This window comes from Rhizobium sp. L43 (assembly GCF_002531725.1).
GTDB lineage: Bacteria > Pseudomonadota > Alphaproteobacteria > Rhizobiales > Rhizobiaceae > Rhizobium.
On record NZ_NWSQ01000020.1, the window covers coordinates 57,904 to 75,254 of the forward strand.

Genomic DNA, 17,351 nt, shown 5'->3' on the forward strand with positions numbered 1-17,351 from the left:
TGACCGGTCTTCTTCGCGCCGGCCCCTTTCCGGCGGGTGCGATTCCTGCTTTTCTCCCGTCATGGAGGAATGCCATGCGATTTGTCCTGCGTATTCTGAAGGCGCTTGTTCTCCTTATCGTCCTCGTCGTCATCGGCGCCGGCGGCTGGCTCTTCGTCCAGCCGCCGGAATTGCTGCGGGTCGGCGACGGCTATGCTGCAAAGATCGTCTGCTCCAACGTCTTCATTGCCGGCCGCGAGGCCGAGGATGTGCTCCATGATGACGTCCAGGCGCCCGGAAATCCGCTGCTGCGGCTGGTGCGCGTCAGCGTCGACCGCGACAACGATCGCGTGACGGCGCGCTTCATGGGGCTGTTTGCGCCGAGTTATGCGCTCTATCGCAGCGCTTTCGGCTGCACCAGCGTGCCGGACGGCAATTTCGAGGCGGCGGCGAATACGGTGCCTTTCGATGCGCCGGCCAGAGTGGAGGCCAACGACGCGGTGTGGCCGCAAGGCGAGGGCGCCGGCGATCAGCCGGACGCGCAGATCGCCACACTGCTTGCCAATGCCCGACTTGCCGGCCCGGCCATGCGGGCGATCGTGGTGGTGCGCAATGGCCGCATCGTCGCCGAGACCTATGGCCCCGGATTTTCGGCAAGGACGCCGCTGATCGGCTGGTCGATGACGAAGACGGTGAATGCCGCGATTCTCGGCCGGCTGATGCTCGACGGCAAGATCTCCTTCGACGATGATCATCTGCTGGCGCAGTGGAAGAACGATGCGCGCGCTGGGATTAAGGTTTCCGATCTGCTCGGCATGGAGAGCGGCCTTGCCTTCAATGAGGACTATGGCGAGGTCGCCGATGTGACGCGCATGCTCTATCTCGATCCCGACATGGTATCGTTGCCGGCCAACGCACCGATGGAGGCCGCACCCGGCCAACGCTTCCGCTATTCGAGCGGCACGGCGGTACTCTTGTCGCGCATCTGGATGGATAGGGTCGGCAATCCGCAGGCGGCCTTTTCCTATCCGCACGACGCGCTGTTTTCACCGCTCGGCATGACGAGCGCCGTGTTCGAACTCGATGCCCGCGGCACCTTTGCCGGAAGCTCCTATCTCTATGCGACGGCGCATGACTGGGCCCGCTTCGGGCAGTTCCTGCTGCAGGATGGCGTCTGGAACGGCCAGCGGCTGCTGCCGGAAGGTTTCGTCGGCGCCATGCGCACGCCGACGGCGGCGTCGAACGGGAGCTATACGCAGGGCCAGGCCTGGCTCGCCCCCGGCGGCTCGAACGCCAAGTTCGGGCTGCCGGAGGATACATTCTGGCTGACGGGTCATGACGGGCAGAGCATGGCGATCGTGCCATCGGCCAATCTGGTCGTCATCAGGCTCGGGCTGACGCCGGGCTGGCTCGGCTATCAGCCGCAGACGCTTCTGAAGGCGATCCTGGCGGCCTTGCCACCGGGGGAACCGCAACAGCAGGCCGGATCACAATAGCCAAGCCCAGCCGCAGCCATAGGCTGCGACCGCCTTTCAGCCGTCATTCTATTCAGGAATTGCCGATTTTAATAATTGCCTTGGGCGATGTCGCTCATGCCCTTGCGCTTGGCGTCGTAATAATAGCCGCGCGCATAGAGGCGGACGGCATCGTCTTCCTTGTTGTCGGAGACGAGCCAGGCGCCACGCAGATATTTGGCGGCATATTTGATGTTGGTTTCGGCATCGAAGAGACCGCCCGGGGCGCCATCGTAACCCATCGACTTGGCGGTATTGTACTTGATCTGCATGAGGCCGAAATAGCCGCGCTTGTTGTAGGCCTTCGGATTGTAGCGGCTCTCGCGATGGACAATGCGGTGGAGCAGCGTCTCGGGAATTTCGTAGACCTTCGAATATTTCTGAATGAGCTTGGTGACGAAGCTTTTTTCGACCGTCGGCGCATCGTCTTTGTCGTCGTCGCTGAACATCGGCGGCGCCGTCGGCGGATCGATCGGCCCGGATTCGTCGAAACCGTAGTCCATGCTGGCACGCGGCGTGGTGTCGACGGCCGCAAGTGCTGCAAGCGCGCTGTTCTGCGGTGTCGCGGCAAAGGCAAGCTGCGTCGTCGGTTGTGCCGGGGGTCCCGGACGCGGCGTCGGCACGACGGACTGGATTGCCGTCATCTCGGGCGTCAGCGGGATTTGCGCATAGGCTGCCGGCTGCATGGCGAGATCGGTAGGCTGAGAGGCTGCTACGGCCGGCATCGCCGTTGCGGTCAGGGAGGGGGATGCCTGGGGAATGGTGGCGCCGGCGACGGCTGCGCCTTCGGCTGTCGGGATCGCCGCGAGTGTGGCGTCTTCGCCAGGTTTCGGCATCGGCACGACGGTCTGGGCAGCTGTCAGTTCGGCCTGGGAGGTGTATTCGACGCTCGTGCATCCCGTCATCACGCCGCAGAGTATCGTCGAAACGACAAGACTGCGTTTCAGGCCGGACAATCCGATCGCTACCATTCCGCCACTTTCGTGAAATCGCGCCGCCCCGGCAGCGTATAAAAGTTACCAAAAGCCTTAAGCTCTGGTGACCCCATTAACCTATTCGTGACATTCCGGCAACCACGGAATATTTCTAGGCTGCAATACGGCGATACCCGGCGGTGACAGCACCTGCAGCGATCAGCACGGTGCCTCCCGTCCGGTTCACGGCGCGCTGGATGCTCGCCTTACGAATCAGTCCGCGCGCGGTATGGGCGAGAAATGCGTAGGTGGAAGCGTTGAGGATCGCCAGCACGAGGAAGGTCGCTTCCATGATCGCCATCTGACCGAGGAAGGGCAGGGCCGGATTGAGGAACTGCGGCACGAAGGCGACGAAGAAGATGATGCTCTTGGGATTGAGGGCGGTGACGACATAGGCGTGGAGGAAGATCTTGAGCGACTTTTCCTCCGGCAGATTGTCGTTGTCAGCGATCGGTTCCCCGATCACAGGAGCCCGCCAGAGCTTGATTCCCAGCCAGATCAGGTAGGCGCCGCCGATCCACTTCAAGACGGTGAAGAGGGTGGCGGAGGCGGCCAGGACGGCGCCGAGTCCGAAGAGAGACGCCGTCATCGCGGTGAAGTCACCAAGCGCCACGCCGCTGACAGTCGCAAACGCAGTCCTGCGTCCATGACCGAGCGCATAGGAGACGACGAGCAGTATCGTCGGCCCCGGTATGGCCAGCATGATGGCGGATGCGGCCGCAAAAGCGAGCCAGGCTTCAAATGACATGGTGTCTCCTCCTATTCCTCAGGAACAAGCAAAGACATCATATTAACCATCCGTCAATCACGCTTCTTTGTATTTCTGGCCTATATTGTCCATGACTTCGGCAAACCATGCCGTAGAAAGGTCAAAAGCCTTGCCGCCCTTGATGCGCGGGAATTCTATAGTGCGCAATTTACCGTTTTGCGCTTCATCGTGGCCGGTGACACCGGAGACTTTGTTGAGCGCGCTTTCGACGGCGAGATCGACCATGCTCTGGATCAGCCTGAGATCGTCGCCGTTGGCAGGCGCCGAGCGGGCGAAATAGCCTGATTTCTGCACGAGGGAACGCTCGGCGTTCAACAGGCTGGCGAACTGCTTCTGGAACCACGCGCCGACATTGATCGTGTCGATCTTCACATGGCCGAAGGCATCGCGCTTGACGGTCTCGCCGGCGGCTTCACGCTCGGCGACGATAGCGTCGAGGCAGGCGCCTTCCGAGACGAAGACGGTGGCGTGGCCGTTGCGGTCCATGCTTTCCTTCAGGCGGGCGGCTTCGGCGTCGAGGTCGAAGGCCATCTCCGGCAGGTAGACGGCGTCGATGCTCTTCAGATGCGCATCCATCATCAGGCCGTCGACATACTGGTTGCGGCTGGTGCGCTGGAGATAGGCGCGGGCGGTGGCGGCCGTCAGCCAGCCGCAATGGCGGCCCATGACCTCGTGGATGACCAGGGTGCGCGGGGCGGCCGTCTGTTCGTTGCCGACATTGTCGAAGAAATGCGCGCCGACTTCGGCGGCCGTCCAGGCGCCGAGCGACTGGCGGATCGGCACGACGTCGTTGTCGACGGTCTTCGGCAGGCCGACGACAGTGAGGTTGTAGCCGTTGGCAGCGAGGTAGGCGGCAAGGTCGGCGGCGGTGGTGTTGGTGTCGTCGCCGCCGATCGTGTGGAGAATGGTGATGCCGTCATTGGCGAGGCGTTCGGCGGCGACCCTGAGCGGGTTCTCGCCTTCCTTGACCAGGCCGCGCTTGACGCAGTCGGCAGCATTGGTGAGTTTGACGCGGCTGTTGCCGATCGGCGAGCCGCCATAACGATGCAGCAGCGGCGCCTTTTCGCGCATCTCGCGGGTGATCTCGATGCTGTCGCCGGTGAGCACGCCCTGGTAGCCGGACTTGTACGCGACGATATCGAGGTCGGGTGCGACGTCGCTGTAGCGTTCGATGAGGCCGCCGACGGCGGAGGAAAGACAGGGCGCCAGGCCTCCGGCGGTCAGCATTGCGACTTTCTGCTTGGCCATGATCCCTCCTATGGCGTTTCGGTGCGGCGGTGTCGGCGAAAGCGCTTCGCATCACATTTGATTCATGCGACGCGCTTAGCCCTTTGTTTTTATGCATGTCGTTATTCCGGAACCGCTGCACACTTCCGGGCGACATGCATGAGCGCATGGATGCGGCAGGGAAAGGGACCTGTAAAGTAAAGAATTTACGAAAAGCGCGCCTTTCTGCCGCGTGGTGACCGGAAGGGCTGATATAATCGTTTCAAGGCGGTTCTGACTGTCGAGAACTGTTGTGGAAATTGCCGAAGGCCTGCGCTCCTGAGCCCACATATTGGACAGATGCCGGTCATGCCGGCGGCGCCGAGCCTTGCCCTCATACGGGATCAAAGCGAGCGTGATGATCCTTTGCTGCGGTGCGACAATTACCAAATCGTGAAAACTGTGTTCGGCCCTACGACCAATAGTCGCCTTGCAAAGGCTGCGATTCTTTGGTCAAGCTGTTCGCTATAAGTTGACAAGTATGTGCGAGATTTTCGATGTCCTTCTGGGAAAAACTGTTGAATGCCATTGGCAATACCGCGGGCAATGCGCTCTCCGCGGTGGTCGAGGCTATCCGAACGGTTTTCGAAGGCGATCCCGAGACCCGGCGCAAGGTGGCTTTCTCCGTGGCGATTATCGCGCTGTCGGCCAAGATGGCCAAGGCCGACGGCATCGTCAGCGAGAAGGAGGTCGAAGCCTTCCGCGAAATCTTCGAATTCCCCGAGGATCAAGCGAAGAACGTCGCCAGGCTGTACAATCTGGCACGCCAGGATGTGGCCGGCTACGAAGCCTATGCCGAACGGCTCTCGACGCTCTGCGTCACCTGCGCGGCCAATTGCACGGTGCTGGAAGACGTGCTCGACGGCCTCTTCCATATCGCCAAGGCCGACGGGTTGATTCACGAGAAGGAACTGAATTTCCTGCGCCATATCGGCGAGATCTTCGAGATGAGCGAGACCCGCTTCGAGCAGATCGCCGCCCGCCATGTCTCATCTGGCGGCGATCCTTACAAGGTGCTCGGCGTCTCGCCTTCGGATGATTTTCCGACCATCCGCCGTCGCTACCATGGCCTCGTCAGCGAACATCATCCCGATCGGCTGATCTCACGCGGCGTGCCGAAGGAATTCCATGTGATCGCCAATGAACGCATGGCGGCGTTGAACGCCGCCTATGCGGCGATCGAGAAGGAACGCCGCGCCGCATGACCTCTTTCGAGGCCGACTTCAGCAGCGCCCGCGTGCAGCCTTCGCCGAACCACGGCGAGCGGGCGGACGGGCGCCGCCCAGACATGATCCTGTTGCACTATACCGGCATGCCGACGGCAGATGGCGCGCTCGACTGGCTCTGTCGCGCCGAGAGCCAGGTTTCCAGCAATTATTTCGTGCATGAGAACGGCGAGGTGGTGCAGCTCGTGCCGGAAACGCGCCGTGCTTGGCACGCCGGAAAGAGCAGCTGGCGCGGCGAAACGGATATCAATTCGCTGTCGATCGGCATCGAGATCGCCAATGCCGGCCATCCGGGCGGCCTTCCCGATTATCCGGAAGAGCAGATCGCCGCGGTGATCGAATTGTGTCGCGACTGTGTCAAACGTTGGTCGATCGCGCCGGAACGGGTGCTTGGGCATTCCGATGTCGCCCCGATCCGCAAGGTCGATCCGGGCGAAAAATTCCCCTGGGCCGAGCTCCACCGGGCGGGCGTCGGGCACTGGGTCGAGCCGGCAAGGATCGCCGGCGGGCGCTTCTTCCAGCGCGGCGATGCCGGCCAGCCTGTCGAAGCGCTGCAGTCGATGCTGTCGCTCTATGGTTATGGCACTGAGATCACAGGCCAATTTTCCGAAAAGACGGTGGGTGACGTGGAAGCTTTCCAGCGCCATTTCCGGCCCGAACGGGTTGACGGAATCGCCGATTTCTCGACGATCGACACGCTGCACCGGCTGCTGTCGGCGCTGCCGCGTTACTCCTGATCGGAAGAGCCAGGCGTCAGGGCGGATTTCTCGCGACCGGCGGGAAAACCGCCTCGCCACATCATTTCCCTATTATCTCCTCATTGCGATGGTCTAAGGACGCCCGCTGAACAGCGCTCGCGGCTTTTTCAAGTGTAACGATGAGCGCCAAATGAAACGATAAGAATTGCTGCGGAAGGCGATCAGTCCTTGATCGCCTATGACCGGATGACGGCGAGGCGCGCAGTCATGCAATTCTTTGGGTCGGAGTGAAGAGACTATATGAAGAATTTGATTGTTGGCGCTGCGGCGTGCTTCGGCATGCTGCTGGCAGGGTATAACTTTGCGTCGGCGAATGATGACTGGGGTATCAGGGCGCAAACCATTTCATTGAAGACCGTCGATCGCCAGAGCGGCTATGCCATGCCGGACTTCTCCACCGCCGTTCCCTATGCCACGCTGATCAATAAATATGCCGCCGAATACAACGTGCCTGTCGCACTCGCCCAGGCCGTCATTCGCGTCGAGAGCAATTTCAATCCGAAAGCACGCGGCAGCGCCGGCGAAGTCGGCCTGATGCAGATCAAGCCGGCAACAGCCAGGATGATGGGATATTCCGGCACGCGCAAAGGCCTGTTCGATCCCGAAACCAACATCAAATACGGCATGAAATACCTGGCGGCCGCCCATCAGCTCGGTGGCGGGGAGACTTGCAACACCATCCTCAAATACAATGCCGGCCATGCCGCAACGCGGATGAACCCGGTGTCGAAGACCTATTGCGGCAAGGTCCTGGCGATGCTCGACTGAGCACAGTCAAGCGCGTCCGGCACGCGCGTCCAGGCAAGATGCCGTGGCGGCAATTTTGCGATATGAATCAGCGCGCTTGCCATGATATCCCGGCTTGATACGAGGTGGGCCACCTCGCAATAAGGTGGGATATGGCAGTCGATTTCAGGTTCATCGTCATCGGGCGCGGCATGATGGGCGCGGCGGCCGCGCGGCATCTCTCCTCGATGACCGAAGGCATTGCGCTGATGGGCCCGCGCGAGCCGGAGGAGCGCAAGGTCCATGATGGCGTCTTCGCCAGCCACTACGACGAAGCGCGCATCACCCGCACCTTCGACGGCAATCTGGCCTGGGGAACCTTCGCCGCCCGCGCGCTCGACCGTTACCGTGAGATCGAGGCAAGGAGCGGCATTTCCTTTTATTCGGAGGTCGGCTGCCTCTTTGCCGGTCCGACGCCAAAGGATGAGCAGGACTATATCAACCGGGCGCTGACCGTCAGCGGGACCCTCGGCAGCGATATCGAGACCATCGCGCCGTCGGACCTTCGCCAACGTTTTTCCTATCTTGCCGTCGATCCTGATTTCACAGGATATTTCGAGCGCAAGCGCGCCGGCCACATCAACCCGCGGGCGCTGGTGCGGGCGCAGGCGAGGCTTGCCGAACAGGGCGGCGTCTCGCTGATCGAGGCAACCGCGACATCCGTGCGCGACGCGGGTTCGCATGTCGAAGTGACTGCCGGCGGCAGAAGCTACAGCGCCGAGCGCGTACTGGTCGCGGCCGGCGGCTTCAGCAATTTTCATAGCCTGCTGCCGCGTCCCATCGATACCAGGGTGATGGCGCGCACAGTCGTCTTCTACGAAATGGGCGAGCGTGAGATGGCGATCTTCGGCGATATGCCGTCGACCATCGTGCTCGGCGATCGGGAAGAGGACCACATCTATATTCTGCCGCCGGTGCGTTATCCCGACGGCAAGACCTATCTGAAACTCGGCGGCGATACCGAGGCGCTTTCCTTCCAGAAGCTGGAGGATGCCGGCGCGTGGTTCCGTTCTGACGGCAGTGCGGCCGAACGCGATCACCTCTCGCGCATCGCCCTGCAGCTGATGCCGGAGCTTGCCGGCTGCCCGGTTACTTCAGGCCCATGCGTGGCGAATTTCACGCCGACCGGCTACCCCTATGTCGGCTTCACGCAGTCGCCGCGCATCGGCGTGCTCACCGGCGGCAATTTCGTGGCAGCCAAATCTTCCGACGAACTCGGGCGCCTCGGCGCCGTGCTTCTGGCGGAAGGACGGCTCGGGGATGAGGATTTCGGCCGCGCGCTAACGCCGGTCTTCGCTTGAGAGGGATAACATGGCAGTCGATTTCAAATATATCGTCGTCGGCCGCGGGCTGATGGGAGCCGCCGCCGCGCGGCATCTGGCGCGGCAGACCGATGGGGTGGCTGTGATCGGCCCGGATGAGCCTGATGATCGCAAGGCGCATCAGGGCGTCTTTGCCAGCCATTACGACGAGGGGCGCATCACCCGCACCATCGATCCCGACCGCAACTGGGCGCTGCTCGCCAACCGCTCGATCGGCCGTTATGGCGAGATCGCCCGCGACAGCGGCATCGACTTCTATCGCGAGGTTGGCTGCGTCGTCGTCGCGCCTGATGGAAGCGACTATCTCGAAAACACCCGGAAGGCGGCCATTTCGCTCAGCGTCGAAACCGGCCTTCTCGATAAGGCAGGGCTGAAGGCCGCCTTTCCTTTCTTCACCTTTCCGGACGGCGGCGCCGGCGTCTTCGAGGCGAAGGGGGCCGGGCATATCAGCCCGCGTAAGCTGGTCAAGGCACAGTCGCTGCTGGCGGAAAAGGCGGGGGCGGCGGTTATCCGCGATTATGTCGTCTCAATCGGCAGCGAGGGCGGGTCGGCTGTCGTCAAGACATCAGGCGGCCAGACCTATCGCGCTGAAAAGGTGCTGCTGGCGGCAGGCGGATTTTCCATTGCGGAGAATCTGTTGCCGCGGCCGGTTGCCATGACGGTTTATGCCCGGACCGTGACGCTGTTCGAGGTCAGAGAGGCCGATGCAGCGCGCCTGGCCGGGATGCCGTCGCTGATTTTCAAAACACCTGACATTCATATCTATCTGCTGCCGCCGATCCGCTATCCCGACGGCAAATTCTACCTGAAGATCGGCGGCGACCCGGACGATCTGGTCCTTCGGGACGAGGCGGCGATGCGCGCCTGGTTCAAGACCGAGGGGCGCGACAGCGTGCGCGCGCATCTCACCCGCATCGTCAAAGGTCTCGTGCCCGACATGGCGCCGCTCTCGATTTCGACGGCCGCCTGCATCGTGTCGGAGACGGAAAGCGGCTACCCGATGATCGGTTATACCTCGTCGCCTGAGATCGCCGTGTTGACGGGCTGCGCCGGCACTTCGGCCAAGAGCTCGGATGAAATCGGCCGGCTCGGAGCTGAGCTGCTTTTGTCAGGCGGAATCAGCGGGCAGGGCTACTCCACGGATTTCACACCGCAATTTCGCTAACTCATATCATTTATTCGATAGCAATTGCCATCTCTCTCGTTTATGGGAGCCCTGCCAGTTGGCTGGGCAGCCGCGCTTTACCAATGCCGAAAGGCGGTAGGGTGAGGAAAGTCCGGGCTCCACGGAAACACGGTGCCGGATAACGTCCGGCGAGGGCGACCTCAGGGAAAGTGCCACAGAAAGCAAACCGCCTGTCATGACAGGTAAGGGTGAAAGGGTGGGGTAAGAGCCCACCGCATCTCCGGCAACGGAAATGGCACGGTAAACCCCACCGGGAGCAAGACCGAATAGGGATGACGCGGCGGGCCGAAAGGCCCTCCGGCTGGTTTCCAGGCCAGTCATCCGGGTGGGTTGCGTGAGGCAGCGTGCGAGCGCTGTCCCAGAGGAATGGCTGCCACGTTCCGGTTCACGCCGGAGCCATACAGAACCCGGCTTACAGGCCAACTGGCGATTAACATTTGTGGCGCGATCAACCGCCGAATCACGGGATAATTTCCATATAAGCCGCTGAAACAAAATGTTTTCAAGGAGATGCTGATGCATCCCCTCCGGCTGAAATTCCTTTTTGTGAAAGTGCCGTCTTCACGCCTCTTGCGAGTGGTGATCCTAACCCTTTGTTAAACTTAACGGCTTATAAATTTTTGATCATGCGTCCATTGCAAACTGGGCGTATCCCATTGACGCCCATATGGTCCCATGCTATCCCAAATGTGCACTGCACCGGGGCAATTACCTGCCCGTTCATCGCAAAGCAAAGGCGTCTTCCTCTCCGGAACCGTCGGAGGGGTTTTTGCTCATCCGGCTTGCGAAGCTGTGCCTGATATCGGGAGTTTCGGGCGTCTTTTGGTCCGGACCCCTGCGGGAACGGATGTTTCGTGTGATGAACCGCTTCCTTTCGAACGTGACCAGCAGGATCGATGCCAAGGGCAGGGTTTCCGTGCCTTCCGCATTTCGTTCCGTGCTGGCGCAGCGCAATGTTCAGGAGCTCTATTGCTTCCAGGACTTTGTGTTTCCGGCGATCAGCGTCGGCGGTCCGGATCTTCTCGAAAGATTCGAGCGGCAGATTGCTGCGGAAGATCCGTTTTCGCCGGATGCGAACGAGATGTCGCTTCTCATTCATGGGGGCGGGGTCTTCATGAAGCTCGACGCCGAGGGGCGGCTGATGGTCACGGATTTCATTCGCGGCTTTACCGGCATCTCGGACGAAGTGACCTTCGTCGGTCGGGCGGATCATTTTCAGCTCTGGCAGCCGCAGGCTTTTGTGGCCGCGCAGGCACAGGCACGAGGGGAGCGCAAGCTGGCGGGCAAGCGTTCCTGAAAGAGCGAGGGAACGGAATGGCGGCGAATCCTGGCGGAGGTTCAACTGATGCCGGTGGCGGACCGGTTCGTCACATTCCGGTTCTTCTCGATGAAGTGCTTTCAGCGCTGGCGCCCGCACCCGGCACGCTCATCCTTGATGGCACATTCGGTGCGGGCGGCTACAGCTCGGCCATCCTCGCGGCCGGCGCCGAGGTGATCGCGCTTGACCGCGACCCCAGCGCGATTGCCGCTGGCCAGGCCATGGTCGCCGCCCATGGCGGTCGTCTCAAGCTCGTTCATTCGCAATTCTCACATCTCGCCGATCATGCGCCGCAAGGCGGACTTGATGGCGTCGTGCTCGATATCGGCGTTTCCTCGATGCAGATCGATGAGGCCGAGCGCGGTTTCTCCTTCCAGAAGAACGGGCCGCTCGACATGCGCATGTCGGCGACAGGCGTTTCTGCCGCCGATGTCGTCAATCGTGCCAAGGTCGCCGATCTCATCCGCATCTTTCATTTCCTTGGCGAGGAAAGCCAGTCGCCGCGCATCGCGCATGCGATCGAGAAGCGTCGCGAGGAAAAGCCGTTCGAAACGACGCGCGATCTTGCCGGTCTCATTGAGCTCGTCACCCCGCGCAAGATGAAGGACAAGATTCATCCGGCAACGCGCGTCTTCCAGGCGCTGCGCATCTTCGTCAACGACGAGCTCGGCGAGCTGGCGCAGGCGCTATTTGCCGCCGAGCGGGTGCTGAAGCCGGGCGGCCGGCTCGTCGTCGTCACCTTTCATTCGCTCGAAGACCGCATCGTCAAGAAATTCTTCTCCGACCGTGCCGGCAAGGCGTCGGGGTCGCGGCATCTGCCGGTCGCGCTTGAGCGGGCGGCAACGTTTGCGGCTGTGGGCAAGTCGATGGTTTCGGCAAGCGAGGCGGAGGCGGAGATCAATCCGCGCGCCCGCTCCGCCAAACTGCGCGCCGGCCTGAGGACGGATGCTGCTGCCGAAGCTGCGGATATGTCGCTCTTCGGGTTTCCCAATCTCGCCAGTCTCGGAAAGCTTGGAGGTTGATATGCTGAAAACGTTCGATCTCGTGCTTATCGGCGTTATGACGGCCACCGCCGCCGTCACTTACACGATCAAGCATCGCGCCGAATTGAAGCTCGAGGAGGTTCATCGCCTCGAAGCCGAGATCAAGCTCGAGGAGGACACGATCGACCTTCTCAAGGCCGACTGGGCGCTGCAATCGCAGCCGAACCGTCTGGAGCGGCTGGTCAAGGCCTATGATGACGAACTGCAGCTGCAGCCGACGGAATCGACGGCGCTGGTGCATGCCAAGGAATTGCCGATGTTGAAATCCGAGGTTCCCGTGCCCGATGTAACGGAGGCCAAAGCCAAAGGCGCGGCCGGGGCGGGCGCCAAGGGCACGACCGAGGCCAGCGCCAAAGGCGCGGCCGGCAGGGGGCAGCGCGTTCCGACGCCCGCGCCGCGCAGCGCGGTGGAGCCGCACGGCGCCGTGACGCTCGACGGCGGGGCGGAGGATGAGGCAGACGAGATCGAAACGGGGTCGGTGGAATAATGTCGTTTCTTTCCCGCATCATGGTTTTGAAGAGTCAGGCGCATTTTTCCGCCGGCGTTTATAACCGTTTCGGCGGTCCCTCCGCCGGCCTGGCGATCGAGGGGTCGCGCAAGAAAAAATCAGGGCAGGCCAAAAGCCGCGTCGGGCTGCTGATCCTCGGCTTCATGGGGGTCTACGTCATCATCGGGGGCCGCCTCGTCGAATATGCGATGAAGGATCAGGAAGTCGTCTCCAGCATCCTGCCGCCCGATCGGCTGATGGCCTCGCGCCCCGACATTCTCGACCGCAACGGCGAAGTGCTGGCGACCGACATCCGCACCGTCTCGCTGTTTGCCGAGCCGAACAAGATCGTCGATGCCGACGAGGCGGTCGAGAAGCTTGCGACGGTGCTGCCCGAGCTCGACGTCAGGGACACCTATAAGAAACTCTCGGTCAAGACCTCGCATTTCGCCTGGCTGCGGCGGCAGCTGACGCCGAAGCAGCAGAGCCAGATCCTGGCGCTCGGTATTCCCGGCATCGGCTTCCGGCCGGAGAAGCGCCGCTTCTATCCGGGCGGCTCGACCGCCGCGCACATCCTCGGTTATGTCAACATCGACAACCGCGGCGTCGCCGGCATGGAGAAATTTATCGACGATCAGGGGCTCGCCGATCTCGCTTCGGTCGGCATGACCAGCGATCAGCCGCTGGAGCCGGTGCGGCTGTCGATCGATCTGCGGGTGCAGAACATCGTCCGGGACGCCGTCGTCAACGCCGTCAACAACTTCCAGTCCAAGGGCGCGGGTGCAGCGGTCATCGACGTCCATACCGGCGAAGTGCTGGCCATGGCGTCGGCGCCCGACTTCGACCCGAACGATCCGCAGGAGGGCGCCAAAGAAGGCTGGCTCAACCGGATGACCAACGGCACCTTCGAAATGGGGTCGACATTCAAAACCTTTTCACTGGCGATGGCGCTCGACACCGGCAAGGTGAAGATGACCGACAGTTTCGATGCCAGCAAATCGATCTATATCGGCGGCTTCACCATCCACGATTTTCATGGACAGCGCCGCTGGCTGACCGTTCCCGAGATTTTCCAGTATTCTTCGAATATCGGCACGGCGCGCGTCATCGACATCGTCGGCATCGACGCGCAGAAGGACTATCTGACCAAGTTCGGCCTGCTGACGAAGATGCAGACCGAGCTGCCCGAAGTGAAGATGCCGAGCCAGCCGCGCGTCTGGAAGAAGATCAATTCGATCACGATTTCCTTCGGCCATGGTGTCTCGACGACGGCGCTGCAGACAGGGGTGGCGGCCGCCGCTCTCGTCAATGGCGGCAAGCTGATCGAGCCGACATTCCTGCCGCGCACGCGCGAACAGGCCGATGAGATCGCCACGCAGGTGATCAAGAAGACGACCAGCGACGAGATCCGCTATCTGCTTGACTTCAACGGCTACAAGGGTTCCGGGCGTGTTGCCCGCGTGCCGGGCTTTGCCGTCGGCAGCAAGACCGGGACGGCCGACAAGGTGGTGAACGGGCGTTATTCGGCGACGCTGAACTTCAATTCCTTCATTGCCGCATTCCCCATCAACGATCCCAAATATGCGGTGATCACCTTCTGCGACGAGCCGAAGACCGGCGAAAAGCAATATGGCGGAACGATCTCCGCCGGTACCGCCGGCCCGATCGCCCGCGAGATCATCCGCCGCGCCGCCCCCATTCTCGGCATCGAGCCGAAATTCGGGGAGGGCGGATCGGCCTTGCTGGTGTCTTATTGAGTGTGAATGAATATCGACGCCGATTCGCGAGGGGTGAACCGGCTTCAACAGAGAAAAGTGCGTGCGATGAAATTGCGAGACCTGGCCGGAGATCAGTTTCCGGAACTTGAAGCACAGCTCGAAGGCCCGGCAGGCTTGCTTGATATCTCAGGCCTGTCTTCGGATAGCCGCCATGTGGCGCCGGGTTATGCCTTCGTCGCGGTCGCCGGCACCAAGGCTGATGGAGCGGGCTTCATCGCCGATGCTGCCGGCCGCGGTGCTGCGGTGGCGATCGCCTCCCAAGCCATCGATGCCTCCATTCCGGTTCTTGCGGTCAAGGAGCCGCGGCGTTTCCTTTCCATCGCCGCTTCACGCTTCCACGGCAGGCAGCCCGATACCATGGTTGCCGTTACCGGCACGGCGGGCAAGACCTCCGTCGCCTCCTTCGTCCGGCAGATCTGGGCGCATGCGGGCCATACGGCGGCGATGATCGGCACGACGGGTGTCGTCTCGCCGACGCGCAACGAATATGGCGCGCTGACGACGCCCGATCCGGTGTCGCTGCACAAGCTGCTGGCCGAACTCGCCGACGAAGGTGTTACGCATGCCGCGATGGAGGCCTCTAGCCACGGCCTCGACCAGTGCCGGCTTGACGGCGTCAGGCTTGCGGCCGCCGCCTTCACCAATCTCGGCCGCGATCATATGGATTATCATCCCACGGTCGAAGACTATATGGCCGCCAAGATGCGGCTTTTCGATACGCTGTTGCCGAAGGGGTCGCCGGCGGTGATCTTTGCCGACGATCCGTGGTCGGCGCAGGCGATCAAGGCCGCGACCGATGCCGGTCACGACGTCCGCACCGTCGGGCGCAAGGGCGATTACCTCTCCTTGAAACGTGTCGAGCACTTCCGTCACAAGCAGATGGCGGAGATCCACATCGGCGGCGAGATCTTCGAGGTGGATATTCCGCTGGCCGGGGATTTCCAGGTCGCCAACGCACTTGTTGCGGCAGGGCTTGCGATGTCGACCGGCGTGGCCGCTAGGGTTGCGATGGCCGCACTCGAGAAGCTCGTCGGCGCGTCCGGCCGTCTCGAGCTGGTCGGCCATACGAAAGACGGCGCGCTCGCCTATGTCGACTACGCCCACAAGCCGGATGCGCTGGAAAATGTGCTGGGCTCGGTCAGGCCTTTCACGACAGGCCGCGTCATCGTCGTTTTCGGCTGCGGCGGCGACCGCGATCGCGGCAAGCGACCGATCATGGGCGAAATCGCCTGCCGGCTTGCCGATGTCGTGATCATCACCGACGACAATCCGCGTTCGGAGGAACCGGCCTCGATCCGCGCCGAGATCATGGCGGCAGCAAGCTGCGCCTCGGAAATTGCCGATCGCGCTACGGCGATCCGCGAGGCTGTCGGCATGCTGAGATCCGGCGATACGCTGATCGTTGCCGGCAAGGGGCATGAGGAAGGACAGACGATCGGCAGCGTCACCCTGCCGTTCTCCGATCATGCGGAGGTGCGCAAGGCCTTGGAGGAACTGAAATCTTGAGCTGGCTCTGGACAACCGAAGACATGATCGCAGCGATGGCGGGGCGCCCTTTCGGCACTCTGCCCGAAGGCATCACCGGCATTTCCATCGACAGCCGCTCGATTGCTCCGGGCGAGGCCTTCTTCGCGATCAAGGGCGACCGTGTCGACGGTCATGACTACGCATCGATGGCGACGGCAAACGGCGCCTCTCTTCTCGTCGTCAGCGAGGCGAGGCTTCCCGCCATGGGCCGCCTGACGGTGCCGATGATCGTCGTCGAAGACGTGCTCGCCGCACTCGGCCGGCTCGGCCTTGCCTCGCGCGAGCGCTCTCGGGCTCGGATCATTGCGGTGACGGGTTCTGTGGGAAAGACGACCACCAAGGAAATGCTGCGGCATGTACTGTCGCCGTCGGGCAAGGTGCATGCCTCCGTCGCCTCCTTCAACAATCATTGGGGCGTGCCGCTGACGCTGGCGCGCATGCCTGAGGACACGGATTACGGTGTCTTCGAAGTCGGAATGAACCATCCCGGCGAGATCCGGCCGCTGGTGGCGATGATCCGTCCCGATATCGCCGTCATCACCACGATCGCGCCGGCGCATCTCGGCAATTTCAAGAACATCAAGGAGATCGCCGCCGCCAAGGCGGAGATCTTCGAGGGGCTGGAACCGGGCGGCCATGTCGTGCTCAATCGCGACAATGACCAGTTCAACTTCCTCGACCGGACGGCGCAGTCGCTCGGCATCGAACATATCCACTCCTTCGGCCAGCATGCCAAGGCCGAATTCCGGCTGGCGGAATTCAATGGCTCCGACGAGAATTCGACGCTGTGGCTGACGATCGGCGGCGAGACGCTGGAGGTCGCGATCGGCGCCCCCGGCCGCCATATCGGCGAGAATGCGCTGGCAGCACTCGGCGTCGTCAGGATCGTCGGCGCCGACATGGAAAAGGCGATCGAAGCGCTTGGGACGCTGAAGCCGGAAAAGGGCAGGGGCAAGCGCCACCGGCTTTCGATCGGGAGCGGCAGCTTCACGCTGATCGACGAGAGCTATAATGCCAATCCGGCTTCGATGCGCGCGGCGATCGCGCTGCTGGCGGCCTCCGAGCCGACCGGCCGCGGACGCCGTATCGCCGTGCTCGGCGACATGCTGGAGATGGGCGAGTATGCGCAGAAGGTTCATAGCGATCTCGCCGTGCCGCTGCTTGCGGCCGGCATCGAATATGTCTGGCTCGCAGGAGCAGAAATGGCTGCGCTCAAGGAATCGTTGCCGGAAAGCGTCCATGTCGAATATCGCGAGAACACCAGCGAATTGACGGACTATGTATTGGACTCGGTCGTACCAGGCGACGTGTTCATGGTGAAATCGTCTCTGGGCATCGGTTTCGGCAAGATCGTCGCCGCGCTCCTTGACAAGTTCCCACCATTTTCCGACACGCAACGCGAACTTTGATCGGGTAAA

The 17,351-nt window shown here is 62.0% G+C and carries 14 protein-coding genes, 1 other RNA gene and 1 pseudogene; 13 read left to right on the forward strand and 3 right to left on the reverse strand.

All coding sequences use genetic code 11. The features are described from left to right. The first annotated feature begins 74 nt into the window (after positions 1 to 74). Positions 75 to 1,497 (forward strand): annotated as a pseudogene (locus tag CO667_RS24455) (serine hydrolase). Positions 1,498 to 1,543: 46 nt separating this feature from the next. Here CO667_RS24455 and CO667_RS24460 read toward each other — a convergent pair. The 3 genes from CO667_RS24460 to CO667_RS24470 all read right to left on the reverse strand — a co-directional run bounded on the left by CO667_RS24460 (position 1,544) and on the right by CO667_RS24470 (position 4,484). After that, a complete protein-coding gene (locus CO667_RS24460; RefSeq protein WP_097620881.1) occupies positions 1,544 to 2,464 on the reverse strand; it encodes a lytic transglycosylase domain-containing protein in 921 nt (306 codons plus the stop codon). Between the two features lie 115 nt (positions 2,465 to 2,579). Beyond that, a complete protein-coding gene (locus tag CO667_RS24465) occupies positions 2,580 to 3,215 on the reverse strand; it encodes a LysE family translocator (RefSeq protein WP_097620882.1) in 636 nt (211 codons plus the stop codon). Between the two features lie 57 nt (positions 3,216 to 3,272). Then, positions 3,273 to 4,484, reverse strand: coding sequence for a pyrophosphate--fructose-6-phosphate 1-phosphotransferase (locus tag CO667_RS24470; RefSeq protein WP_097620883.1), 1,212 nt, complete (start codon positions 4,482 to 4,484; stop codon positions 3,273 to 3,275). Between the two features lie 515 nt (positions 4,485 to 4,999). On the opposite strand from CO667_RS24470, the gene CO667_RS24475 reads away from it, so the two are divergent. The 12 genes from CO667_RS24475 to CO667_RS24530 all read left to right on the forward strand — a co-directional run bounded on the left by CO667_RS24475 (position 5,000) and on the right by CO667_RS24530 (position 17,342). Beyond that, positions 5,000 to 5,707 (forward strand): DnaJ family molecular chaperone, encoded by a 708-nt coding sequence (locus CO667_RS24475; RefSeq protein ID WP_097620884.1) that lies wholly within the window; start codon positions 5,000 to 5,002, stop codon positions 5,705 to 5,707. After that, positions 5,704 to 6,465 carry an N-acetylmuramoyl-L-alanine amidase gene (locus tag CO667_RS24480; RefSeq protein WP_097620885.1) on the forward strand — a complete coding sequence of 254 codons (762 nt, stop codon included), beginning with the start codon at positions 5,704 to 5,706 and terminating at the stop codon, positions 6,463 to 6,465. The genes CO667_RS24475 and CO667_RS24480 overlap by 4 nt, the downstream gene beginning before the upstream one ends. Positions 6,466 to 6,726: 261 nt before the next feature. After that, a complete protein-coding gene (locus tag CO667_RS24485) occupies positions 6,727 to 7,254 on the forward strand; it encodes a lytic transglycosylase domain-containing protein (protein ID WP_097620886.1) in 528 nt (175 codons plus the stop codon). 131 nt (positions 7,255 to 7,385) lie between these two features. Continuing rightward, positions 7,386 to 8,573: an FAD-binding oxidoreductase gene (locus CO667_RS24490; protein WP_097620887.1), complete on the forward strand. Its 1,188-nt coding sequence runs from the start codon at positions 7,386 to 7,388 to the stop codon at positions 8,571 to 8,573. A 10-nt stretch (positions 8,574 to 8,583) separates the two neighbouring features. Next, entirely contained in the window at positions 8,584 to 9,759 is a 1,176-nt protein-coding gene (locus CO667_RS24495; protein WP_097620888.1) for an FAD-dependent oxidoreductase, read from the forward strand. 54 nt (positions 9,760 to 9,813) lie between these two features. Beyond that, an RNA gene (gene rnpB / locus CO667_RS24500) (RNase P RNA component class A) lies at positions 9,814 to 10,211 on the forward strand. 428 nt (positions 10,212 to 10,639) lie between these two features. Further along, positions 10,640 to 11,077, forward strand: coding sequence for a division/cell wall cluster transcriptional repressor MraZ (mraZ, locus tag CO667_RS24505; protein WP_245433249.1), 438 nt, complete (start codon positions 10,640 to 10,642; stop codon positions 11,075 to 11,077). 17 nt (positions 11,078 to 11,094) lie between these two features. Next, complete coding sequence (gene rsmH, locus CO667_RS24510) at positions 11,095 to 12,120, forward strand: 16S rRNA (cytosine(1402)-N(4))-methyltransferase RsmH (protein ID WP_097620889.1); 1,026 nt, start codon at positions 11,095 to 11,097, stop codon at positions 12,118 to 12,120. A 1-nt stretch (position 12,121) separates the two neighbouring features. Next, entirely contained in the window at positions 12,122 to 12,628 is a 507-nt protein-coding gene (locus tag CO667_RS24515) for a hypothetical protein (protein WP_097620890.1), read from the forward strand. Next, complete coding sequence (locus tag CO667_RS24520) at positions 12,628 to 14,385, forward strand: penicillin-binding protein 2 (RefSeq protein WP_097620891.1); 1,758 nt, start codon at positions 12,628 to 12,630, stop codon at positions 14,383 to 14,385. Before CO667_RS24515 ends, CO667_RS24520 begins: the two co-directional genes overlap by 1 nt. Positions 14,386 to 14,391: 6 nt before the next feature. Next, positions 14,392 to 15,912 carry a UDP-N-acetylmuramoyl-L-alanyl-D-glutamate--2,6-diaminopimelate ligase gene (locus CO667_RS24525; RefSeq protein WP_097620892.1) on the forward strand — a complete coding sequence of 507 codons (1,521 nt, stop codon included), beginning with the start codon at positions 14,392 to 14,394 and terminating at the stop codon, positions 15,910 to 15,912. Beyond that, the gene (locus CO667_RS24530) at positions 15,909 to 17,342 is read left to right on the forward strand and encodes a UDP-N-acetylmuramoylalanyl-D-glutamyl-2,6-diaminopimelate--D-alanyl-D-alanine ligase (protein WP_097620893.1); all 1,434 of its coding nucleotides are present in this window, start codon (positions 15,909 to 15,911) and stop codon (positions 17,340 to 17,342) included. The genes CO667_RS24525 and CO667_RS24530 overlap by 4 nt, the downstream gene beginning before the upstream one ends. Positions 17,343 to 17,351: the final 9 nt, after the last annotated feature.